18 protein-coding genes and 1 pseudogene are annotated in these 22,950 nt (G+C 56.4%); 2 read left to right on the top strand and 17 right to left on the bottom strand.

The window, feature by feature from the left end; translation table 11 throughout:
• The first annotated feature begins 50 nt into the window (after positions 1–50).
• Positions 51–485 (top strand): annotated as a pseudogene (locus HQL65_00580) (site-specific DNA-methyltransferase).
• Positions 486–547: 62 nt separating this feature from the next.
• Here HQL65_00580 and HQL65_00575 read toward each other — a convergent pair.
• The 11 genes from HQL65_00575 to HQL65_00525 all read right to left on the bottom strand — a co-directional run bounded on the left by HQL65_00575 (position 548) and on the right by HQL65_00525 (position 13,332).
• The gene (locus HQL65_00575; GenBank protein ID MBF0134710.1) at positions 548–1,054 is read right to left on the bottom strand and encodes an Abi family protein; all 507 of its coding nucleotides are present in this window, start codon (positions 1,052–1,054) and stop codon (positions 548–550) included.
• Between the two features lie 304 nt (positions 1,055–1,358).
• On the bottom strand, positions 1,359–1,931 hold the full coding sequence (gene ampD, locus HQL65_00570; protein MBF0134709.1) for a 1,6-anhydro-N-acetylmuramyl-L-alanine amidase AmpD: 573 nt from the start codon (positions 1,929–1,931) through the stop codon (positions 1,359–1,361).
• Positions 1,932–2,068: 137 nt separating this feature from the next.
• Positions 2,069–2,293 carry a NifU family protein gene (locus tag HQL65_00565; GenBank protein ID MBF0134708.1) on the bottom strand — a complete coding sequence of 75 codons (225 nt, stop codon included), beginning with the start codon at positions 2,291–2,293 and terminating at the stop codon, positions 2,069–2,071.
• 180 nt (positions 2,294–2,473) lie between these two features.
• Complete coding sequence (locus HQL65_00560; GenBank protein MBF0134707.1) at positions 2,474–3,775, bottom strand: TolC family outer membrane protein; 1,302 nt, start codon at positions 3,773–3,775, stop codon at positions 2,474–2,476.
• Between the two features lie 180 nt (positions 3,776–3,955).
• Positions 3,956–5,884: a DNA topoisomerase IV subunit B gene (gene parE / locus HQL65_00555; GenBank protein MBF0134706.1), complete on the bottom strand. Its 1,929-nt coding sequence runs from the start codon at positions 5,882–5,884 to the stop codon at positions 3,956–3,958.
• Between the two features lie 26 nt (positions 5,885–5,910).
• A complete protein-coding gene (gene infA / locus HQL65_00550) occupies positions 5,911–6,129 on the bottom strand; it encodes a translation initiation factor IF-1 (protein ID MBF0134705.1) in 219 nt (72 codons plus the stop codon).
• A 230-nt stretch (positions 6,130–6,359) separates the two neighbouring features.
• Positions 6,360–7,385 carry a radical SAM protein gene (locus HQL65_00545; GenBank protein MBF0134704.1) on the bottom strand — a complete coding sequence of 342 codons (1,026 nt, stop codon included), beginning with the start codon at positions 7,383–7,385 and terminating at the stop codon, positions 6,360–6,362.
• Positions 7,386–7,403: 18 nt separating this feature from the next.
• Positions 7,404–8,990, bottom strand: coding sequence for a hypothetical protein (locus HQL65_00540; protein MBF0134703.1), 1,587 nt, complete (start codon positions 8,988–8,990; stop codon positions 7,404–7,406).
• Positions 8,987–10,957: an SDR family oxidoreductase gene (locus HQL65_00535; protein MBF0134702.1), complete on the bottom strand. Its 1,971-nt coding sequence runs from the start codon at positions 10,955–10,957 to the stop codon at positions 8,987–8,989. The genes HQL65_00540 and HQL65_00535 overlap by 4 nt, the downstream gene beginning before the upstream one ends.
• Positions 10,958–10,976: 19 nt before the next feature.
• Positions 10,977–12,080: a radical SAM protein gene (locus HQL65_00530; GenBank protein MBF0134701.1), complete on the bottom strand. Its 1,104-nt coding sequence runs from the start codon at positions 12,078–12,080 to the stop codon at positions 10,977–10,979.
• A gap of 166 nt (positions 12,081–12,246) precedes the next feature.
• Positions 12,247–13,332 (bottom strand): radical SAM protein, encoded by a 1,086-nt coding sequence (locus tag HQL65_00525; protein MBF0134700.1) that lies wholly within the window; start codon positions 13,330–13,332, stop codon positions 12,247–12,249.
• 330 nt (positions 13,333–13,662) lie between these two features.
• Between HQL65_00525 and HQL65_00520 the strand changes: the two genes are divergently transcribed.
• Positions 13,663–15,813: a YfhO family protein gene (locus HQL65_00520; protein ID MBF0134699.1), complete on the top strand. Its 2,151-nt coding sequence runs from the start codon at positions 13,663–13,665 to the stop codon at positions 15,811–15,813.
• A 94-nt stretch (positions 15,814–15,907) separates the two neighbouring features.
• On the opposite strand, the gene HQL65_00515 is transcribed toward HQL65_00520, so the two are convergent.
• From HQL65_00515 to HQL65_00490, 6 genes are all read right to left on the bottom strand, one after another.
• The gene (locus tag HQL65_00515; GenBank protein MBF0134698.1) at positions 15,908–16,861 is read right to left on the bottom strand and encodes a class I SAM-dependent methyltransferase; all 954 of its coding nucleotides are present in this window, start codon (positions 16,859–16,861) and stop codon (positions 15,908–15,910) included.
• Positions 16,858–17,772 (bottom strand): class I SAM-dependent methyltransferase, encoded by a 915-nt coding sequence (locus HQL65_00510; GenBank protein ID MBF0134697.1) that lies wholly within the window; start codon positions 17,770–17,772, stop codon positions 16,858–16,860. The genes HQL65_00515 and HQL65_00510 overlap by 4 nt, the downstream gene beginning before the upstream one ends.
• The gene (locus tag HQL65_00505) at positions 17,745–18,974 is read right to left on the bottom strand and encodes a glycosyltransferase family 9 protein (protein MBF0134696.1); all 1,230 of its coding nucleotides are present in this window, start codon (positions 18,972–18,974) and stop codon (positions 17,745–17,747) included. The genes HQL65_00510 and HQL65_00505 overlap by 28 nt, the downstream gene beginning before the upstream one ends.
• Before the next feature lie 183 nt (positions 18,975–19,157).
• On the bottom strand, positions 19,158–20,279 hold the full coding sequence (locus HQL65_00500) for a radical SAM protein (protein ID MBF0134695.1): 1,122 nt from the start codon (positions 20,277–20,279) through the stop codon (positions 19,158–19,160).
• 50 nt (positions 20,280–20,329) lie between these two features.
• Positions 20,330–21,847 carry a B12-binding domain-containing radical SAM protein gene (locus tag HQL65_00495; protein MBF0134694.1) on the bottom strand — a complete coding sequence of 506 codons (1,518 nt, stop codon included), beginning with the start codon at positions 21,845–21,847 and terminating at the stop codon, positions 20,330–20,332.
• Between the two features lie 4 nt (positions 21,848–21,851).
• Positions 21,852–22,928: a radical SAM protein gene (locus HQL65_00490; GenBank protein ID MBF0134693.1), complete on the bottom strand. Its 1,077-nt coding sequence runs from the start codon at positions 22,926–22,928 to the stop codon at positions 21,852–21,854.
• Positions 22,929–22,950: the final 22 nt, after the last annotated feature.

The following is a 22,950-nucleotide window of genomic DNA, read 5'->3' as shown; positions in this document are numbered from 1 at the left end:
GCCTTTCTGGTTTGCCAAGGCATAATGCCTCCATGCCCAGTGCTGGAAGCATGAATGCTGACCTGCACATGGCTAATGACCTCAAAAACACCGGCAAGGGCAACCTATTCGTCATCTTCGGCGAGCCGGACATCGAGATCCAAAAGGTCGGCAACGGCCAACTCCGGGTAAAAATCAACGGCGTGGATCTCTTCAAACCCCAGACTGGAGAGGTGGAATCCAGTGGCCCGGATGACATCGCCTGCTGGTTTATCGACACCGATTACAATGAAGAAAGTTTTTTCGTCCGCCATGCCTATTTTCTGGGAGCCAACGATCCCTACAGGGCATTGCAGACCACCCTCAAGGCGGAGATTGACCGGGAGGCCTGGGAATCCCTCCGCAGCGACATCTCCCGCCCCTTCGACAAGCCCAAATCAGGCCGCATTGCCGTCAAAGTCATCAACCACCTGGGCGACGAGGTGATGAAGGTGTTCGGGGTGTGACCGTGGACCGTCTGAGCGGGCGACCACTTTGGAACCTGGTTTCGGGGGTGGCAGTCATGACATCACCTCCAAAGCGGATGTTCTTCCCAGCCTTCCGGCATGCCCATGGCATCGCGCCAGTGTTCGTGAACTGCAATCGGCGCAATGAGATTCGTACAGTGTTGTTGCCATAGCGTCCCGGTTCCCATAGCAGACAGGAGTTGACGGAGAATAAGCAACACAAAAAACAGCCGGTCGTGCCGTGGAGTCATCGGAGGTTGCCACGATGCGTTGCTGCTGCGGTGGGGCTTGATGGCGAACCCACGATTCCATAATCGACCGTGATGGGCGCATATATTGCGGACGTATGTCAGTGCGTGTAGTTCATCTCCAAACCGCATGTGATGGGTATTGAAATGCCGGGAGACGGCTTTACGATCCGTATTGCACATCCACTCGAAGAGGAGAGAAATCCTCCCCATGCTCATGATTTCGGTGGCCATCCAGATTGGCAGGGAGGGAAAGCCTTGATAGGTGTTTCGATAATGTTGAATGAATTGATCTTTGGATTTAACTGATTCATTTTCAATGCTTTCAAGCTACTCTTTATGATAAAATCCGGACTTGAAATTGGTCAGATCAGTGTGCGCAAAGGTTCCGTAGGCAGCGGTGAGCTTGTCGATTTGTTCGTCGAAGGAAAGGGGCTGTTTGAGGTAGGGCTTAAGCATTTTGCCATCTTGGCTGGAGGACAAAAAAAAAGCCACCGTGGTAACGCATCGTCGAGAGGCGTGGTGGCTATGTTGGCTTGAGCATAAGGGATCGAAAATGGAATTTCCAGGAAAATATTGCGGGCGAAATCATTGGGGACGATCTCTTGCGCACATTTTTTGTTATTCATTCCCAGACCGGTTGCCAGGATGGATGCGGACCGGTTCGATACAGCACATCGGCAAACCGGTCCCACTCGAAGCCCGAACCCGGATCCCATTTTCTGTCCGGGGCAATTTCCTGGTGGCCAGCGACGTTTTCATCACACAGGAAGGGCAGGCGCTGTTGCAGGGTGCGCAAAATGATCGCCAGGCGCAAATATTGGAGTGGTTCGAACGGCACGCCTTCCGCCCCTTCCAGTTCCACGCCGATTGAGTTGTTGTTGCACGCTTTGCGGTTGCGCCATTGACTGACCCCAGCATGCCAGGCGCGTTTCATCACCGGGACATACTGGGTTACCACGCCCTTGCGGTCTATGAAAAAGTGCGCCGAGACCCGCAAGCCCGCAAGGCTCTCAAAATACGGATGTTTCCAGGTATCCAAACGCCCCAGAAACAGGTCGTCCACGGAGGACCCACCAAACTGACCCGGCGGGAGACTGATGGCGTGAACGACGAGCAGGTCGATTTCGGTGCCCGGTGGCCGTTGATCGACGTGTGGCGACGGCAGATAGCGCCCGAAAGCCCAGGGAACATCCATGAACGGTATAAACCTGGATGTGGATCCAGTGACGACTGGCAGGGAATCTTCCCGGCGATCCTCCTCCGTGGCGGGTTTTCCCTCGGAAGGCACAGGAACATCCCCGAAACCGGTTGTGGGAGCGGAATGCGTATCGCTCAGGGCACGCTCTCGACGGAGACCACTTCCGGGATGCGCTGTTTCATGATCCGTTCGATGCCACCTTTCAAGGTCATTATGGCACCGGGGCAGGTTCCGCACGCCCCGCGCAGACGCACTTTGACCACTTTGTTGGGAGTCACTTCCACCAGCTCCACGTCCCCCCCGTCGCGTTGCAGCATGGGACGGACTTCGTTCAGGACTGCCTGCACTTTTTCCAGCATGGGTTTTACTCCCTTTTACCTTGTTTTTTTTATTGGTTTTCTTTTTGATTTTGGCCTTGACGGTGATGCCGGCTCCGGGCTTTGCCTTGGTATTGACCTTGATCTGGACCTGGACGCCGGTTTTGTTTTTTTCCTGCGCAGCCGGAACATCTGCCGTCAGGATACCTTCCGCCACGCCGGTCAGGAAGAGGGTTTTTTCGTCAGCTCCAGTTTTTTCAGATCCAGATGTCCCACGGCCCGCAGCAACTGGAACCGGGCCAGGATCAAATCGAAACGACTCCGGGCCAGATCGGTTTGCGAGGTGAACAAGACGTTCTGGGCCACCAGAAGGTCCAATGCGGTCCGCGAACCCACCCGGTATTCCTGCTCGATCCCGGTTTTGGCTTCCATGGCGGCCTTCTCCGCTGCCTGGTAGGCGCGCACCATGGCCTGGGCGTTCTTGTAATCGAGTTGGGCCTGTTCCACTTCCCGGGCGATCTGCCGCAGCAGACGTTCCTCCTCGATCTCCTGCCCCTGTTGTTCGGACTTCGCCTGGGCGATGCGCGAGACGGTCTCCCCACCCGAGTAGAGGGGGACGTTCATCGCCAGAGTCAAGGACATCTGATCCACTGGATCCATCCGTCCCGCCACTTCCTGTCGCCAGGAGCGATTGACGGAGGATGTCAGGGCCATGGTGGGGAAAAAGCCCGAGCGTTCCTGATCCACGTTGAGGGCTGCCACCTGCAACCGGTGGCGCACGGCCTGAAGATCCGGGCGTTGCTGGGCCTCCCGGACCAGGACCTCCAGGGACTCCCCCAGAATCGGCACCTCCAGCGCCGGCACGAACAACTCCGGGGGGGGTGGCGTTCCCACAACCTCCTCGTATCTGGCTTTGCCCACGGCGACGGCATTTTCGGCCCGCAACACTTCGGCCTCGGCGGAGGCCAGACGGGAACTGGCCTGACTGACATCGGTCTGGGTGATTTCACCGACCCGGAAGCGTGCCCGGGTGGTTTCAAGATTGCTTTCCGTCAACTGGCGATTGTTGCGTGCCAGTTCTGAGACTTCCCGGGCCTTGAGATAATTCAGAGCCACATCGGCCACCTGCAAAAACACCCCCTGTTTTTCCGCTTCCAGGGATTGTTCGAAGGCGGCCACATAGGGCGTTGCCTGCCGGACTGCCACGAGTGCCCGTTTGTCGAACACGGGTTGGGAGAGGTTGATGCCGACCATCTGCGGATCCATGCTGTTGTGACCGCTGTTCCAATCCGTCCGATTGTGTGTCTGGGAGAGTCCCAGCGAGAGATCGGGCAGCAGGCCGCTGCGGGCCTGATTCAGGCGTTCACGGGCCGCATCCAGGGTGGCCTGGGCAGAGCGGATTCGGGGGTTTTCCGTCATGGTCTGTTGGACAAGCGACCAGAAGGCATCCCCGCCATCCGCCCGCGACTCTCCTGACAGGAGACACCCCGCAACGACCAGCACCATCTTCCATGATTTTTTCATCGTTTCCGTCTCTCACAATTTGGCGATACTGACCCGTCAACCTGAAAACCGGCCTCCAGCCTCCGCAGCCTTCGGCATTCAAAGTTTCCAACTTCCCTGGCGATACCGACCCGTCAACCTGAAAACCGGCCTCCAGCCTCCGCAGCCTTCGGCATCCAAAGTTTCCAACCTCCAGCCTCGTCAAATATCCAGGGCATTGCGGGCAAAGGGTGCCCGTTCGCTGATGAACAAAAACCGTTCCAGGGGGCGTTTTCCCATCAGGCGGTCGAAGGTATTGTCCGTCAGGGCTTCATCGTCCACCATGATTTTCAGCAGATGCCGGGTATCCGGGTTCATGGTGGTTTCCCGCAACTGGGCCGGCATCATTTCGCCCAGACCTTTGAAGCGGGAAATGTCAATCTTGGTCGCAGATTTTTTTCGGGACAGTTGTTGGATTATGGTCTCTTTTTCGGCCTCGTCCAGGGCATAGAAACTGTCGGCTCCCCGGGTGATCCGGAACAGGGGCGGTTGGGCCAGGTACAGATGACCCCGGGTGATCAGGGCGGGCATGAACCGGTAGAAAAAGGTCAGGAGCAGACTGGCAATGTGGGCACCATCGACATCGGCATCGGTCATGATGATGACGCGACCATACCGCAACCCGGCCAGATCGAAATGGCGACCACAACCGGTGCCGATGGCGGTGATCAGGCTTTGAACTTCGGCATTTTTTTCAAATTTTTCCAGATTGGCCTGTTCGACGTTCAAGATTTTGCCGCGCAGGGGGAGGACTGCCTGGGTATGGCGGTTGCGGGCCTGTTTGGCGGAGCCGCCGGCGGAGTCTCCCTCGACGATGAACAGTTCCGACAGGGCTGGATTTGTAGTGACACAATCGGTCAGTTTGCCTGGCAAGGTCAGGCGGGTGGTGGCACTTTTGCGTTTGATGCGGGCATCGTTGCCTTTGCGGTTGATGCGTTCCCTGGCCCGTTCGACGACTGATTCCAGCAACGGGGTTGCCTGGTCCGGATTGCCGTGCAGCCAGTGGTCCAGATGATCCTTGAGGGTGGCTTCAACCTGACGATCCAGACCGGTGTTGGTCAATCTTTCCTTGGTTTGACCGGCAAACTGGGGATGGGTCATGAACAGGGACATGACCATCACCCCCCCGCCGAGGACATCTTCCGTGGTGATGGTGATTCCTCTGGGGAGCAGATTGCGTGACTCGGCATATTCCCGAAAACCCTTGACCAGGGCCGAGCGCATGCCGGTTTCGTGGGTTCCGCCCTGCGGGGTGGGGACGGTATTGCAATAGGTCAGGATGTGGGCATCGTCTTCCGTGGTCCAGGCCATGGCCCATTCCAGGCGACCCCGTTCATTGTCGCCGAACTTTTCGATGCGGCCGGCGAACGGTTCCGGGACCACCAGGTCCTTGCCTGTCACCCGGTCGCGCACATAATCCGCCACGCCATTGGGAAAGTGGAATTCGTGTTCTTCGCCGGTCGTTTCGATCTGGACCCGGATGGCCACGCCGCGATTGAGGTAGGCGCGGGCGCGACACATTTCCACGAGTATTCCCGGCTGGAAGTGCGGGTCGGGAAACACTTCGGGATCGGGGAGGAAAGCGACCTGGGTACCGCGCCGGCGGGTGGGTCCCATTTGCTCCAGGGGACCTTCCGTCAGACCGCGCACATACCGTTGCCGCCACAGGAAGCCATCGCGTTCCACCCGGACTTCGGTCCAGAGGGAGAGGGCATTGACCACCGAGACGCCGACCCCGTGCAGACCCCCGGCGGTGGCGTAGACATTGTTGTTGAATTTGCCGCCCGAATGGAGGGTGGTCATGACCACTTCCAGGGCTGATTTATCGGGATAGCGTGGATGGGGATCGACGGGAATGCCGCGTCCGTTGTCACGGAGGGTGATGGAGCCATCCGTCCCCAGCTTCATCTGGATTTTATCGGCAAAGCCGGCGACGGCCTCATCCATGGCGTTGTCGAGGAGTTCGACCACCAGGTGATGCAGGGCGCGGGAGTCCGTGCCGCCGATATACATTCCTGGCCGCCGGCGGACCCCTTCCAGACCTTCAAGTACCTCGATATCGGCTGCGTTATATTCCATGGACCCGGTCATTCAGCATCCTGCCAGGGCCGAGAGGGCTACTTATGGCGGTAGGAAATGCGTCCCTTGGTCAGATCATAAGGGGTCAGTTGCACGGTAACCTTGTCTCCGGGCAGGATTCGGATGTAGTGCTTGCGCATCCGCCCCGAGATATGACACAACAGCTTGTGTTCATTTTCCAGTTCCACCCGGAACATGGCATTTGGAAGGTTTTCCAGGACTGTTCCTTCCATTTCAATCACATCTTCTTTACTCAACGTTTTCCCTCCAGGGGTCCAGATCCGTCTGTTGCGGACGACCCGAAAGGGTACGTCCAATCCTCCATGATTTTCACCAAGGCGTCACCCTACCAAAAATGAACGTCCTGGTCAATATCTCCTGGTTCCGTTTGGCAAGGCTCTTGCGGTTCATATCTTGTTGACACCGACAGGCGGGCAAGTGGGCCTGTACGGCTCTCTCATGCCAGGATTTTCCAGAAGTTTACCTGTCAATCGGAAGGGACACCCTTCATCCGCTGAAAGGGCAGCATGATCAACCTTTCGTACAGAGGTACCAGTTTGCGCAACCAGGCTGATCCCACCAGCAGCGAGCCGGGAATAGTCAGGTTGTTAAAATATCCCTGCTCGGGGATGTTGCAGCTTCGGCAAAGTGGCATGGTATCGTAGTTGATCAGTTGGTGGGCACGGCGTATGGCCCGCAAAGGTTCGGCATGCCATATGTCGTGTATGGTCTGTTCCGTTACTCTGCCCAGCCGGACGGCACCATCGGCATCGGTGCAACAAAGGGGTACGGTTCCATCCCAGTAGATGGACATCATGTTCCACAGCCAGAAACAAGGCCGGGTATGCCGGATATCCTGTCGTTCGAGTAAATAAGTTTTATGTAACGGCTTGAAACGGAACTGATGCAGCAGGGCATGTTCCTCCTTCGTGAACAACGCTTTGAACAAGGCAATCTCGTGCAGATTTTCCGGCATGCAGATCATTTGCAGGGTGATGCGCGTGGTGGATCCGGTTTCTTTTTTGACCCGCAGCAGGGTGTGAATGTTCTGCACCAGCAAGGCAAAGTCGCCCTTGACCCGAATCCGTTCGTAGGTCTCCCTGATCCCCCCGTCCAAGGCTACCGTCAGAAAATCAAGACCGCAGGTCAACAGGTTAAGGGCCATGGTTTCGTTCATGATCATGCCGTTGGTGGATATGCAGGTGGCTATTCCCCGGGCATGGGCATAGTGGGTCAATTCCGGAAACTGTTTGTGCAGCAGCGTTTCGCCGGTTCCATACAAATAGACAAGGTCGGTGTGACCGGCAATCTCGTCGATTATTTTCTGGAACAACCCTGCCGACATTCGTCCTTTGGGCCGTTGCATGGTCTGGTGCGGACACATGATGCAAGCCAGGTTGCAATGGTTGGTCAGCTCGATCACCACCTCCTGGGGGTAGGCGGGGCGATCTGTGGCGGTGTAATAGTTACGCATGATTTTGAAGCGATTATGCAAAGTATTGAATGCTGCCATCCGAAATCCTCATTCCGGTCAGTGCCGGCAGAATCCCCGGTAACGCTCGTCCAGATACACCATGCCGACACTCTGGTCACGCAGAAAGGTGCGAACGACATCGAAGCGCATGCCACCACTCGGAACCACCCCATGCCGGCAACCGGCCCGGGTCAAAATCTCCGGGCCATCGGTAAAGGGAAAGAAGGCATCTGCTGCGAAGACCATGCCCGTGGCATCCAGGGCGTGGATGTCGGCGGTGTTTTCCGCGATGTTCAGATTGGCAACGGCTCGCCGCGCCCGCAGGACGGCCAATTCTGCCGCCTCAACTGTTGCGGGGCCTCCGCCAACGGCCAGCAGGGCACCGGGACACGCCAGGGCCACCTCATTGCCGCCCTGATTGGAGGAGAAGGCGGCTGCCCAGGCGATCACCATTGCCTCCTGGGTCGGAGTATCGGGCCAGGAGCCATCCACTTCCGCCGTGGCGAGGTCAAGAACATAGTCCGCTGGGGGTTGCCGCAATAATCCCCCCCGCACCAGTCGCCCCTGCCAGGAGGGATGTGGCACCTTGTCCGGGTCTGCCAGACGGTCATTCAGAAACAGTTTGGTCAGGCGGCGTTGCCCCAACTGGTTGCAGGCTCCTGCGTCGGCATCCGGGGCCAGGACAACATCCAGCATCCAACGTTCCGAGCCAAATGATTTCGCTCGCCGAGGATCGGCAAACAGGGCTTCGGCACAGGCGGTGTCCAGGGGAAAATTGACAGCCACTTCACCTCCCCAGATAGCACCCGGGTTGGCCCACAAGGCGCGTCGGATGGCTGTCAGGGGATCCTTCCGGTGCCAACCGATCCCACAGGGATTACCATGCTTGGCAGCAATGGCCAGAAAGGGGACTCCATCCTGCAGGCACCGAAAGCCGGCGCTCAACCGTACCAGAGTGGAGATGAGAGAATCCGCGTCCGCCAGATTTGTCAGGCAGGGAGGGTTGCCCAGCACCTGCCGACAGGCGACCAGACCGAGCGGGTCGCCGCTGCCGTCGTCCAGCAACACCGCCGGTACCTGGTAAGGATTTTCGCCATTCAGCAGGGTTCGGGGTGTATGTGCCACAATGACCTGATGATCAGGCCCGTTCGGCACCAGGGAGGCATAATGGCGCATCACACGCAGGTTGGCGGCATCAATCAGGGCTTGGCGGAGGTCGGCGGGCACGGTACCGGTTGTCCCCAGCGCCCGTGCCACCTGCTCCATATCCGTCACCGTGGCTACCGGCAGCCGATTTCCTTTGGCAGCCAGTCCCAACAATGTGTGGCCGCCCACATCGTTGCCCAGGGCCGGGCCATAGGGAATGTCGTAGACCAGTTCCAGCCGTATGTCAGCCGAGGCGTCGGTCAATGCCCACTCGATTTTCGGGTGCAAGGTGGGTGGGAACGGGTAGCGGGAAGCATCCACACCGACAAAATCCGCCACATCCACCGCAGGGATACCGGCTGCGCGCAAGGTTGACAACGGCGGTTCACTGGCCACGATAGTCCAGCCGACCTGCATGCAGGCATGGGCAAATTCCACAATCCGATGTGTCTCGGCAACGGAGAACAGGGCATAACCCTGCCGGGATCGGGAAATCATGCTGCCACCTGCCAGGTTGCCTGGCACCCCTCCCGGGGACAGGCCACAGTGATCGGTTCCGGCAATAAATCCGCCACTCCGGCGGCAAGATAGAGGGCATTGAAAGCGTGCAGACACCCCCGGGTCCGTTCCAGATCCAAAGGCAACTGCCACCGGTCACCGGCAACAAATCCCCGAGCGCAGGCGGTGCCATTGATGGCCAAAACGACGAGTGTCACCATGCCCGTTTCCCGGTGGCGAACGATTTCTGCAGCCACCCGGGAACGCACGCTGGGACATTGAAACATGGCAGCATCAAAGGTTGTGCTGTAGAAGGCCAACTCTCCACCCATGCTCAGCGTCAGATAATAGCCCAGAGCGGTTTGCAGGAGGGTCGGACAGGGCACACCGAGTTGCGTGGCCAATTCCTCCAGGGTCATGGTTGAACCTCTGCCATCCTTCTCCGGTACTGGTTGCCTGTGGCAGGGGTTTCCTGCTTTGAGTACGGCCTGCGCTCCCCAATGGCATACAGGATCGGCACCGGGCAGGGGTACGGACGCAAGGGTATTATTCCCGGCTGCAAATGTCAGATTTTTCAGGTGATCGGGACAACACCCGCTCCAGGTCCCACCGTCTTTGGCTTCCAGTTGGCTGCGCAGTTGCACGGGAAAAAAAGCACGAAAGGCTGCCGGACACACCGTCCCGCCTTCGCCCAGGTCGAAAGCATATGGATGTCCAGCCACGCGCAGTTCGACACCGTGCCAGCTACGACCAAGAGGGCGCACGGGCACCAACAGGGTTTTGATGACATTTTTCACCGCAGCCACGGCACCAACCGGCCTGTGGACCATGGGTATCCAGCCGGCATTTGGCAGCCAGGGATGCCGGAAACGCTGCCGGGAAGGGGATGTGCGGGTGTATACGGTGGCCAGAAGGTAAGGATAAAGCGTGTAAAACAGCAGAGGATCGAGTCCAGGGGTCAGTACCTGGTGCCCGGTCAGGGGACCTTTTTGCCGATGGTAACCGCAGAAACGATCTGCATGTGCCAGGGTAACCCCGGTCAGCGCCGGCATGACCGGCGGCGGTTGCGCACCGGGGAACGTGACCTCTGGCGAGAATGGGGAGCTGGTTCCCGGATCCAATGGTGCGTCCGAGTCATACCAGACATCCAGGCGGAACAAGGAGATGAACAGGTTGCGCAGCCACCGTGGTGCCAAAAAGCGCAACAAAAGCAACATCTGTGCCGGGCGTCCGATCACCTTCTCCGCAGATGGGCCGGCAGTCAATCCGAGAATCGTGTCGGCCACCATTTCCGGATCGAGCCTGTTGCCACGGGTCACCCATGCTGGCGAGCCTCCCGGTTGCAACTGGCTGGTGTGAAAACCGGTATCCGTATTACCCGGATGCACCGTCAACACGCGAATGCCTGCCGGGGCCAGTTCAGATTCCAGAGCCTGTGACCAGGCCGTGAGTGCGGCCTTGGCCGCCGCATAATGGGCAACCGTCGGCATGCCCAGCCGGGCCACGACCGAAGCAACGTTGACGATGACACCCGCACGTGCCTGGATCATCATGGGCGCGATGGTTTCGGTCAGATTCACCGCGCCGTAAAAATTGACGGCCATGGCGCGTTCGCTCCACTCGCGGCGGGTGGCGAGGGCGCTGGCTGTCAAGCCCACGCCGGCATTGTTGATGAGCAGGTCCACCCGACCCAGTGCTGCCACTGCCGCGCCGACCTGGCGGCGCACCGCCTCAGCATCCGCCACGTCACAGGCCACTGGGATAAAACGGCCACTCCCATGTGTCGTTCCATCCCGCCGGGAAGCTGCATGCGCACAGACCAGGCTGTCAAGGGCAGCACCGTCCCGGGCCACTCCAATGACCACGGCACCCCGGGCCAGCAGGCGTTTCGCCAGACAGCGGCCCACGCCCCGGGATGCCCCGGTGAGTACCACCACCTGATCCTGCATGCCATTCCGTCCATTCATGGGTTTCGCTGCCTGGTTTTCATGATGATGTGCGCACTGCTTTTGCCTTTTGCCGTCCGGAACGCTTGAACAAATAGTTCCACACCATCCTCAAGTTGCCCAGACTGGCAAATTCCAGCAACATGGCCCGATCGATGTCCCCAATGCTGCGGCAGGAAACGCAATGGAGCAGATTCCGGCCCACATGATCGATGCAGGCCTGCATGCCATGTTCGCGCCATTTGAGGCCGTTTTTCCAGGTCAGGCAACATTTGTAGACACTGCCATCCACATCGAGGAAGGCATTGTAACGGCCATAGTTGCAGGGCATGACCCAACGCTTTTCTTCCGGGGTCAATGAGTCCGCCTCAAAAATTGTATAGGAGCCTTTCTTGGGCCATTTGGCGACATATTTCAGACATCTCTCCGAGGTGAAGACCGGGAATCCGTCCATGCGCAACTGCCGATACTCGGCAATGATCTCCTGGATCTCCTCTTCGGTGAAATGGATGGAATCATCCCGCAGTTCAGGCCGCAGCATGGCCATGGAAAAATTGAAAGCAAATCCGTATCTGGCTGCCAATTCGGCGATGTAGCGCATGCTGCCGCTGTGCAGATTTTCCCGGGTGATGATGGCATGAATCCGGGTTTTGATTCCCTTTGCGTGGAGAAAATCCATGGCTTTGACCACAGTGTCGTGGCATCCCTTGCCGCGCACGACATCGTTGCTTTCCCGAAGGCCATCCAGGCTGACGCAGACCGAATCACATGCCTGCAAATCCTCCAGATGTTGCGCGACATAATAGCCGTTGGTGACGATCTCGCAACGCATCCACCTGTTTTTGATATGGCGAATGATGGTACCGATATCCTTTCGGATCAGGGGTTCTCCTCCCATCAGGATGATGTGTCGGCAACCATGGCGATACAGTTCGTCAATGGTTTCCATCATTTCCGATGTGTCGGGATCCTTGACTGTGGCCAGGGATTCCAGGTCGGCAAAACAGTAGGAACACGCCAGATTGCAGTGTTTGGTCACCTGGAGATTTACCGACACTGGCCGCGCCCGCCGAGTAATCTTGACTCGCAACACCTGGATGATGATGCGTATCAGAACGATCAGGTCCCGTATGGTGCGCGCCATGTTCATCTGGATTACCATCTTTTCCTGGAATGTTCCATCATGCCCATGCCGGATCGGAAATCCACGTTGTGGTCCGCTGCGTTTGCTCTGCGTGGCAGAGGACTCACACCGTTCCGGTGTTTCCGGTGCGCGATTGACGTAAGGTCATTCGGAGCGGAAACAGAGGTCATATGCCGGATCCCGGCTGCGAACGTTCGAACATCTGCCTGAGTGTCATACGGATCCCCTTGAACAGCCAGGGGAGGGTCGTGAACTCGTTCCACTCCACCAGATTGGCCAGCCAGCAATATTTACAGGTCAGGCCTGCATGAGCCTGCATGATGGCATCCCGCACTCCCTGACGCAACACGTTGCCCGGCTGATAGGTTGGTTCGTTCCACATGTTGTGGCAACTGTACACGTTGCCATTGCTGGTCACAAAAAACTGCAACCGTCCGTAGGGACAGGTCCGTGTGTAGTAGTTGCGATGGAGGCCGGTTTCATCACGTCCCACAATGGTGCCGAAAGGAACCGGATAATGGATGTAATAATCGAGGGCGGCATCGGAATTCATGATGCGCGTCGAGCGAGCCTTGGCAGCCTTGATGCGTTGAAAAATATTTTTGGCTTCCTGGTCGTCGGGGGTCAGGGCTGCCGTGCTTGCCAGAGTTCCGGTATGGGCGCGCACCAGAGGGGTGAAGGTGAGAAACAGGTTGTAACGTTCTGAAAAATCAATTAAAAAATCGATTTTGTCCGCATTGTGTCGTGTCACCGTGCAATTGATGCGTACCGGGATACCGGCTTGCCGGGCCAGACGAATGCCATGCACCGTCTTGTTGAACGTGCCTGCACCGCGATTCAAATCGTGGGCTTGTTCGTCACCATCGAGGCTGGTGAACAGTTGCGTGGCGTGTGTGCGCAACAGATCCAGGTGCTTTTCGATCAGGAAACAGTTTGTATTGACATCACAAACAATGTTCCTGGCGCGAATGTGTCGCAGAATTTCAGGAAAATCATCCCGCAACAAGGGTTCGCCGCCCATCAGGTTGATGATGCGTGTGCCCATTCCGACCAACCCGTCCACGGTATCGCAGATTTGGCGGGTGGTCATCTCATCGCGTTTGGCAATACCCTTGTCGGTGTAGCAATAGTTGCAGTGGGCATTACAACGGGTGGTAATGAAGAAGGCCGTCACCACAGGCTGTACCAGACCGAGCCTGTCGGCCATGACGATCCGGGTGTAAAGCCGCGCCCTTTGGCGAAAGAGTCCCATGGTGAATCCGTTTCTCCCGAACACTTCGCAAGCAATGGGTGGCAACCACCCTTGACCGACCGATTTGATTCAGCGGAGAATACCAATTTTCCAGGTAGTCTGCGAGGTCATATCTGCATGTCTCACACGCGCATGTGTCAAGCCCAGGAAAGTTGTTCCCGGAATTCCTCCTGGCCTGCCCCGCCACCCCAGGATGCGAACAGTTCTTCTCCCCCACCTGCTTCCTCTTCTTCTGTTTTTTCATCGCTCTGGCCGCTCCTCTTTTTCATTCTCTGGGCGCTTTTGCGATCCTTCCCGCGCTGGGCCTTCGGTGAGCATGCATACATACCGATGGGTGACCATGCAGATTCATTCTTTTCCAACTATGCAGCCACTGCCGCCCAGGGATTGTCTGCCCATCTGTGGTCTCCCTTGCAATTATCAGGGACAGATTACGCCTCGTCGTACATTCACAACATCGACCAGTACCTGTTTTTTGTCATGCCAGCATGGCTGGTCAACGGATTGTTTCATTTTATCCAGTTGTTTCTGTCCGGGTATTTCACGTATCGCCTGCTTGTGGATGATTTTTCCGTCAAGCGTTTCAGTGCCCTGCTGGGGGGAATCATTTGCACATTGGTCAACGACCCGCCCTATCCCCAACTTGGGCTTGCTCTGGAACTGTTTCCCTGGATGGCCTGGACAGCCATACGCCTGACCAACTGGCCGAAACGCACCTTTGCCGTGCTGACCGGCTTTGTTTGTGGTGTGGTTTATGCGCTCAATGCCCCGTTTTTCATCAGTATCACGACGGCTCCTCTCCTTGGGGTGTTTTTCTGGGTACACCCGCAACGCTGGAACCGATCCTTCATTCAGGTCGCGATGGGCATGTTGGCAGGCATGGTTTTGCCCGAAATTCCCCACCTTCTGTCCGAATTGCTGAACGCCCCCCTCTCGCATCGGGCCAACTCGGCGGACATGTCGGGGGAGATCCGGTTTGATCCGGACATGTTTCTGTACGTGTTTCCCAAAATGGTCATTCCCTGGCTGCTCAGCATTCTTGGCATCATGCTGGCCGATGCAAACTGGAAAAGAACCAGGATTGGCACCTATCTTGTCATCTCGATCCTGACTTTCTCCGGGTTATATCTCTTTCCCATGCTGCTTGTCATCGTCACCCATTTGACCACCGCAAAACCTTGGATTCTCTTCAAATTCGGATGGTGGCGCTGGGTATTTTACACATTCTTTTTCGCTGCCATCACCAGTGCGCTGGCCATTCATCATCTTGCGGAACGTTGGGAAAGCTGCAAGGGTCAATCCCTGCCCCGGCTGGCAGGTCGGGTTGCCCTGGCCATTCTTGTGGTATTGTTGACCTATCTCCTGGCGAGAAAAACACGCAACGAAATCTCTGCCATCGTGTTCGAAGAAAACCATTTTGCCGCCTATTATAAGCACCCGCAACTTTTGGCGTGGGCAAAAGATGTGCCCGTTGCGATCAAAAAGCGTTACCGTGCCGTCATGGTAAGCGATGGGGCATCGAATCTTCATACGGCCATTCTGGGGAGCTACGGGTTTGAAACCGCAGACGGGTACATGAACGTCTACCCGAAACGTTATCATGATTTCTGGTCACTCATCCTGGACCCGGCCATGCACGATTCACGCTATTCCGAGTTTATCCGGGATTACTTTTTGAAATGGGGGCATCGCGCCTATTTATATACCCCTGCCAACATGCGGCAGAATGCTCCATCCCGCAAGCCAACATTTCGGGATAATCTGGCAGAGTCTTCCCTGCCCCTGAACGTGGGATCACTTTATGATATGAATCTTCTTTCCCTGGCCAATGTTCGATATATCGTTTCCCGGCAGCCCCTGGACGATTTCCGCTTGCATCCTGTTCCAACCCAGGCACATTTTCCCCGGCTGACCAACCCGGCTCAAACCTGGTGCGATCCTGCCATAACGACAGACACTTTATTTACGGCACTTTACCGACTGTTTGCTTGTCTGGGGCAGCAATCCTATCCCGGTCCATTGCCGGTACACATTTATGAAAACAGCCAGGTATTGCCCCGGGCTTTCCTGACGGAACGCACGCAAATCCTTCCCACCAAGGAAGATGTCATGGCCGCCATGGGCAAGGCCGGAATCGAACAACTCCGTTCCACGGCGTACATGACAGCGGCAGATGCCGGAACATACACCCCTCCCTCCGGCATACAATCCCGGCTTGAAGGGGTCGTGGATTCGGTCTCGATTCAGGCAACCGGACCTGATCACTATGCCTTTGTGACCGAATCCACAGGAGATGCCATGCTGGTCGTTACCAACAGCTACAGCAGTTACTGGCAGGCAACCATCGATAATCAGCCCGCACATCTCTTTCCGGTCGATCTTGCCTTTCAGGGAGTTCCGCTGCCCCCAGGCCGGCATGAGGTCCGCCTGACCTACCTCCCGCCATACGCTGTCTGGAGACTCTTCAGGTTCATTTTGTGACGAAGTGACAGAGTGCCGGAGTGCCGGATCGATGGGACGTTTATGTCTGTGGCTGGGAATGTTCGGTCAGAGGGGATCTGAACCGATGGGACGTTTATGTCTGTGGCTGGGAATGTTCGAGTCCGAGGGGGGCTGACGCCCGTTTGGCCACGACGAGCATTTCGCCAAGGCTGACCGCAACATGCCTGTTGCCCAAAAAGTCGGGCAGCGACGAAAAAAACCGCCCCGTCATTCTGGCCAGGGGGAATTGACCATATTGTTTCAGAACCTGCCCGCAATATATGGGCGTCAGGGTCTTGACGGCGCGCTGACAGACCAGGAGCTGGAAGGAGTCCTGCAACCACGCACGGATCGTCCCGCGTTGAAAATAAAACAGGTGTTCAGGTTTGTAATGTGGCCAGCGGGTGCCCATGAGACGGCAACTGAGGCTGCCGGCGTCGGGCGTGACGACAAGCAGCATGCCCCGGGGCTGCATCAGGCGCAGAATGTGCCGACGCAATCCCTTCAGATCGGAAATGTGTTCCAGAACATCGCTCAGGATGATGATGTCGAAAAGATGGTCGGCAAAGGCCGTGTCATCCAGGGAACCGGCATGGATGTGTGCGGAACCAAACAACATCCGGCTGCGGCGGATTCCCTCCGGCGAGATTTCCACGCCATGAACAGCAAATCCCCTTTGTCGAGCGGCCAACAGGAAATCGCCTGTCGCGCAACCGATATCCAGGAGCGATCCCCCTTTGGTCCCGTAGTGTTCCAATATATCCAGGTAGCCATGAAAGGTCTGTTGCTTCATGGCAGACACCTGAGCCTGTACGGCAGGCTCGTCGAGTTTTCCCCACGCCTGATAGTAGTCCCGATAGATGGCGGCAAGCTCTGTCGGCGTCGGTTGGGGATGCAAAAACTGCAATCGGCATGCGACACAGACATGTAAAGGGTGGTGTTGCACCGAACCAATTCGCTGATGCCGTGCGTCACCACAAACAGGACAACCCCAGACAGAAGACGCAGAGTTGGCGATGGTTGATTCCGCCGACGTTGGACACATCATGGACGTTTCCTGAAAATGGCTTCGCCGTAAAGAGTCAGATGCCGGGAAAGGTTGCTGGCGGAAGGCTCGGCCAGTCGTGTGGTCAAAGGGCGGAGCAGGAGTCGATCCAGCCCATGCAACAACTCCACGGCGGCAAGATAGACTGGCCATTTCGCCAGTTTACGAACAAAAACAGGATTGTAGGGCGGATTTCTGAAACGCCACCTGACCAGTTCCAGACCGATGGAAGTGGCTGCTTCGACCAAACGGGAAAAATCCACGGCAGCTTCCTGGTCGAAATATACATCCTGCGCCAGGCATGTGCTGTAGACCACCTTGCGCAGGTAAAAATCGGCATTGGGTTCACATACCAGGAGCAGGCCACCCGGACGGAGCGCACGGGCTATTTCCGTCATGGCCTGGGTCTGCTCCTGAACACACAGATGATGCAGTGATACCCAGAAGGCAGCCGCGTCCAGGGTATCGGGAGCAAATACCGGTCGGGTGACATCACACCAGATCCGGCACAGTTGGTGCGGGGCACGGGCCAGGGAGGAACGACTCAAATCGCACACACAACTTTGCAGTCCCGGCCAGAGGTCGTGCAGATGCCTGGCCAGATGACCCTCTCCGCCCCCAAGTTCGGCGAAGGTTCGGGGCGGGGTTTCCGCGTGGAGAAGAAGGGAACGGGCGGCGTCGATGAAGAACGCAGGTCGAAAATAGGGAAGTCCGGCAAGCGGCAGGGTATCGAAGGCTTCCTGTGTATGACGTTGATGCGCAACCAGCTCCGCAGAAACGAGAAGTTCGGCTATGCCGTCCCGTATGAAGAAAGATTCGTCTCCATCCGTGGCGACAAGTTTTTCCCCGACCCGTTCCACCAGTCTGGAGCGCGTCAGCGGACTGATCAGGGGTGGGAAGGCTGTGTCGGACATGCAAGAAATCTTTCTTCAATCATGTTCAGAACCATGTCAGGATCGATGGCCTGAAGGCAAAGGGGATTCTCGCAAGGATGGTAATGGACACTTTTTTTGGCGTCATACACATTCAGACAGGGCGAGCAGTAGAGGTGGCTTGCGTGGAACACAATGGCATTGGTATTCACCGGTCCGTACACGACCGGTGTCTCCGGGCCGAAAAATGCAACAAGGTTGGTTTGGTAGAGGGCAGCAACATGCATGGGACCCGAGTCGCTTGTGATCACCAGGCTGGCGGACCCCAGCAAGCTGAAAAGCTCTGCCAGGGTGGTGACCCCTGCCAGATTGATGACCTTGTTTGCCGTTGCGTGCAGACCAGCGACGATGGAGTCCACATATTTTTTTTCGCTTCGCGTTCCCACCAGGACATATTGGTACCTCGGCCAGCGTTCGGCCATGCGTCCGATCAATTTCTGAAAATGACCGGCTGGCCAACGTCGCTGATAAACCAGTTCGGAGGTGTTGGGATTGACGACGATAATGGGCAGTTGGGCATCCAGTCCCAGGCGGTCACGCCATCGGGATTCTACCAGACTGGAGGGAGTGGGCAGCACATCCCGGAAAAATTCGGCGTTGGGAGTCAACCCCAGCTCCTGTCCAAAGGCAAAGTAAATGTACCGCAAGTGATGATAAGTATTATAATAAATTGGATGAGAAAGCAAGGCGGCGGGTCGGATATGCCGTAAAAAAAACCCCATGCGGACAGGGGCACCACTCAGCAGGGAAAACAACAAGGTAAACCGGGCAAAAAATTCAAGGTCAATGGAAATGTCCACCGGCAGTCTGCGCAAGCGCCACAGGGTACCGAAAAGTGCTGCAACAAAGGCTGTTGGAGAGTGCGTCGGCAGGGTGATGATTTCATCGGCGATGCTGCAAAGTCGGATCGTTTCCACCATGGGCTGGAAGGTGACAAAGACGATACGGGCATCAGGATAACGCCGACGCAGGGCACGAATCAGCGGTATGGCGTGCAGGATGCTGCCGATGCCAAAATATTTTTGCAACAGGATGGTTTTGACAGCCTTCTCTTTTTGTAATGTTGCTGCGGGTCTGTGCCACAATTTGCCAAGAACATGATGTCCTGTCAGAACAAGCCGCAAAACAAGGCACAAGGGTTGACCGACCCACTCATCGATCAAGCGCATGGTTTGTTGGCGCACAATCATACTCCACAAACGGCGGAAGAACCGAAAACCCGACCCGAACCAATAAATTCATGTCAATCCAGTGTACACCGAGGTTTGTCAGTGCTTTGTTGGCATTCTGTTCGGCGCACAACCATACCCCACACTCCACATACATCGAAAAACCCGGAAACCCGGTCCAGAGCCGAGCATACCACGTCACTCCCTGCGGACACGGGAAAAACAGCAAACATTGCAGGCGGCGGGCAGTGTCCTTTCAGCCTGGCGCATCTTTTCCAGAAACTGCCGGTAAGGTTGATTGTCACGCAGCAGCTCCACGATGTCGTAGTGATAATTCCCGAGATTTCCCAACCCCAGGGAAAGACAGGGAATGACCGTACCATCCGGCAACACGGACACCATCGCCCGCGCCAGGTAACAGGGTTGGTAGACACTCTCTCCGGACTGCTTCAAAAAGTACCGGATACGGTCTGGATGTGGCATCCAGGGATAAAGGGTGACGCGACAAGGACTGGAACGGTTGTCATGCAGCAGGCGTTCAAGGAGCATGGCCACTTTTTCCGGGTTGCTGTAGGGATACAAGCTGGCAGGTTTTTCCTGGATCACCCGGCGGGCATCTTCGTGGTGCATGAGAGTAAACTGGGCGTGATTTCCCGTTTTGGCCAGGGAAATGTTGAGGGTCTCAGCGTGCAGGGTCGTGGCGCAATACTGCCGGAATGCGAGCATCTGTTCCACATTGGCATCGGTCAGAACGCTTTTGATGGTCAGATGAACCCCGGAACGACCCTGTCGCAGGCGGTTGTATGTTTCTATAGTCTGTACAATGCGCTGAAACAAGCCAGGAATGCGGCGACCGCTATCGTGTACCTCGGCAAAACCATCCAAAGAGATGGAGAGATTGCGCAAAGATCCGGCAAGCATTTGTTCCAACTGTCGTGGGCGCAGGGCGGCCGCATTGGTGTTGACCGTTGTGGGGATGCCCCGCCGGGTTGCAGCGGCCATGATATCCGGAAAACTCTTCGCCAGGGTTGCTTCCCCACCTGAGAGGCCAAGAAAACAGGGGCGCGGCAGCTTCTCCACCGCAGCGACCCAGGCAGCGGGAGGAAGCTCCCGGGCAGCGGAATTCACCCAGCCACTCTTGCGATCCGCAACCTGTTCATCTTCCCGCTGCCAGCAATAGTTGCAATCGAGATTGCACCGGCCAGTAATGTAGAAAAAAAATCCCAGTGGCCGGGTCAACAAAGCAGGCATGGCAGACCTGGCACGGCCATAGTGGTGCAACAGGGAGTCGGAAAGACTTTTCAACGACCACAGGTGCATCGATATTCCAGATTGGGCGGTGACGAGGGAAACATGCAGGTCTTATTCGTTCAATAATGGGATGGCAAGAGCCGGTTGAGCAGACGGAACACCCAATCTTCCACCAGAAACTGGTGAATGCCGTAACGAAACCGCAGCATGGCGATGGGGCGATAGATTCGGGCGAGCAGACGCAGAATCTTGAAAAACAAAGTGTTACGCGGGTGCAGACGGTGAATTTTATTATCGATGAAATACATGGCCAGAAACATCATACGGATACAGCGGTTATGGCTGGCAGAAAGCCATTCCGGATTGTAATCCGATGATTCCACATCGTAACTGCCCCACTCCAGCAACGTCTGTGGGGGTCGGTAGCCATGATTGAGGGCAAGCTCATAAAGGCGGGTGCGTGGCAGGGGTCGGGGTTTGTTGAGCGGAATGATGAAACAGGAGGGGTTGTCGGCCATGAGACGCAGCACAAGGTCACGGGTCTGGCGGGTCTCCTCAAAGGTTTCCGTGGGGTAGCCGACGATGAAATTGTAAAAGATCCGCAGTTGCGGATGCCGTGCCAGTTTGCGATTGATCTCAAGGATATCCGCCACCGTGATATGCTTTCCCATGAGGTTCAGAATGCGATCTGAGCCGCATTCGACCCCCACATGCATGGTACTCGTACCCGCATTCACGAGCATTTCCAGGAAATCGTCGCTCATGCGCTTGATTTCATTGACCCGGGCCCCCCTGAAACCCAGCTTGAGTTGCAAGCCAGCCTCCCGCACTCCCCGGACGATGGCTTCAACGTGGGCCAGGTTGACAAAGGAGTCCTCGTCGATGAAATAAATATAACTGGCCCCGAAACGCTCCTTTACCATACGAATGTGGTTGACAACATCCGTCGTAGCATAGGGAACCCATTTTTTCCGGAAGCCGGCCAGTTGGGCCGGGGTACTGCAAAAAGCGCATTTATAGGGACACCCCATGACACTGTAGAGCGGAAAGACCATCGCGTCGCCGTCGATATGCCGATAGACCGAAAAATCGGCAATGAGGTGGTAGGGAATTTCCTGGTAATCCATGAATTCAAATTGATCGCTTTCCGGATTCAGTCTGGTTTCTCCCCACTCGTTGCGCCAACCAAGCCCTTGAATATCTTCCTTTTGCGGTGCTTCGGGACGTTGCCAGACGTGGGCAACAAGATCGTGGAAAGCATCACGACCATAGCCACGAATGACGAAATCTATTGTGGGTTCGGCCAGGGTGTCTTCCGGACTGAAGGTCGGGTGCGGACCACCCCAGACGACGATAATTTCTTGATGGTGCTGTTTAATCCAGCGGGTGATCTTCAGGCTTTCGAGGATGGAAAAACCGCTCATCACGCTGAAGCCGACGATCCGGGTTTCTGGGGTCAGACACGTTTCCAGGTCCTGTTGCCAGCGATCCGGGTTGATGCGTGCATCGAGCAGAGCCACATCAAGCTGCAAATCGCGGATGACCCGGCTGGCGGCATAGAGGATTCCCAGCGGAATCATGCGGATGAACGATCCCGTCAGGGATGTGCTGGGCTGTACCATGACAATGTGTGCCATGGCATCAGGTCCTGGAATCCAGATCAGCCAACGAAATCGGGTAACTTGGATGCTGGTCGATCTGGACGGGAACACGTTGCCCGGAGATGGGTGCGATATAATTCCGGATATATTCAGGATGGGCACCGATCAGGCAGTTTGGCGAGCGTTCCTTGAAATAGGGAAACTGCTGCATGCGGTGCCAGATTTTCTCCAGAGGTTCCTCCCGGATATTGCCAAAAGAGATGAAGTTCATGCCACATCCCATGACATCGCCGTAGGGTGAAATATTGACCTTTTCTCGTCCTCCCGGACACTCCTGGCGCAGAGAAAAATTGATGGTCCAATCGGAACGAATGTGGGGATTGGCACGCATGAAGGCTTGCACTTCCTGCCACTCCTCGCCGGTCAACAGGACCCCATCCCGCTGGTCCCAATTGCCGGAAATGCAGGCCAGGGAAAAAACCACGCCCACCTTGCGTTTGCGGGCAAATTCCACCATGGCGCGCATTTTGTCCAACCCTTCGTGATGGACGACGGTGGAGAGAAACACATGCAATCCTGCCGATTGGGCATCTTCGATGGCATTCATAACCATGTCAAAGTGGCCTTTCATGCCCCGGATTCGGTCATTGGTGGCTGGGTCCAAACCATCGAGGCTCAAATGCAGGGTATTCAGTCCAGCCTGTTGGAGGGCTTGCAGGAAGTCCGGAGTAAGCCGAGAGGCGTTGGTGGTCATGCCGATAATGGTGTTTTTCGGATCCAAAACGGCCATGATATCCAAAATGTCGCGGCGTAACGTGGGTTCGCCGCCGGAGAGCAGCACAGAAAAAGTTCCGAGCTTTCTGGCTTGTTGCCAGAGATCGGCATACTCCGCGACCGTCAGATAGGTTTTTTCCGGTTGCTTGACCTTGGCCGCGTAGCACATGTCGCACTTGGAGTTGCATTCGGTCAGGAGGGCCAGTTCCATGGTGCGCAACACAGTCTGGCCCAGCAACAAGGTTCTGGCGTACCCGGTCAGAATGCGGATCACCAATTTTGGCCGTGGTTTGATTATGCGGGCATGACCAACAAAATAGCCAAGACGATCCAGGATGGTCATATCGCTTTCCAGAAAATAATCT

This window comes from Magnetococcales bacterium, assembly GCA_015228935.1.
Taxonomy (GTDB): Bacteria; Pseudomonadota; Magnetococcia; order Magnetococcales; family DC0425bin3; genus HA3dbin3.
The sequence above is the reverse complement of the archived record's forward strand: the minus strand, read 5'-3'. Positions and strand labels throughout refer to the sequence as shown.

Bases quoted from the DNA above. Each gene is read 5' to 3' on its own strand.
- ampD (MBF0134709.1), bottom strand. From the start codon at position 1,931: ATGGATGTTCCCTGGGCTTTCGGGCGCTATCTGCCGTCGCCACACGTC.
- HQL65_00565 (MBF0134708.1), bottom strand. From the start codon at position 2,293: ATGCTGGAAAAAGTGCAGGCAGTCCTGAACGAAGTCCGTCCCATGCTG.
- HQL65_00560 (MBF0134707.1), bottom strand. From the start codon at position 3,775: ATGAAAAAATCATGGAAGATGGTGCTGGTCGTTGCGGGGTGTCTCCTG.
- parE (MBF0134706.1), bottom strand. From the start codon at position 5,884: ATGACCGGGTCCATGGAATATAACGCAGCCGATATCGAGGTACTTGAA.
- HQL65_00545 (MBF0134704.1), bottom strand. From the start codon at position 7,385: ATGGCAGCATTCAATACTTTGCATAATCGCTTCAAAATCATGCGTAAC.
- HQL65_00540 (MBF0134703.1), bottom strand. From the start codon at position 8,990: ATGATTTCCCGATCCCGGCAGGGTTATGCCCTGTTCTCCGTTGCCGAG.
- HQL65_00535 (MBF0134702.1), bottom strand. From the start codon at position 10,957: ATGAATGGACGGAATGGCATGCAGGATCAGGTGGTGGTACTCACCGGG.
- HQL65_00530 (MBF0134701.1), bottom strand. From the start codon at position 12,080: ATGGCGCGCACCATACGGGACCTGATCGTTCTGATACGCATCATCATC.
- HQL65_00525 (MBF0134700.1), bottom strand. From the start codon at position 13,332: ATGGGACTCTTTCGCCAAAGGGCGCGGCTTTACACCCGGATCGTCATG.
- HQL65_00520 (MBF0134699.1), top strand. From the start codon at position 13,663: ATGGGTGACCATGCAGATTCATTCTTTTCCAACTATGCAGCCACTGCC.
- HQL65_00515 (MBF0134698.1), bottom strand. From the start codon at position 16,861: ATGATGTGTCCAACGTCGGCGGAATCAACCATCGCCAACTCTGCGTCT.
- HQL65_00510 (MBF0134697.1), bottom strand. From the start codon at position 17,772: ATGTCCGACACAGCCTTCCCACCCCTGATCAGTCCGCTGACGCGCTCC.
- HQL65_00500 (MBF0134695.1), bottom strand. From the start codon at position 20,279: ATGCACCTGTGGTCGTTGAAAAGTCTTTCCGACTCCCTGTTGCACCAC.
- HQL65_00495 (MBF0134694.1), bottom strand. From the start codon at position 21,847: ATGGCACACATTGTCATGGTACAGCCCAGCACATCCCTGACGGGATCG.
- HQL65_00490 (MBF0134693.1), bottom strand. From the start codon at position 22,928: ATGACCATCCTGGATCGTCTTGGCTATTTTGTTGGTCATGCCCGCATA.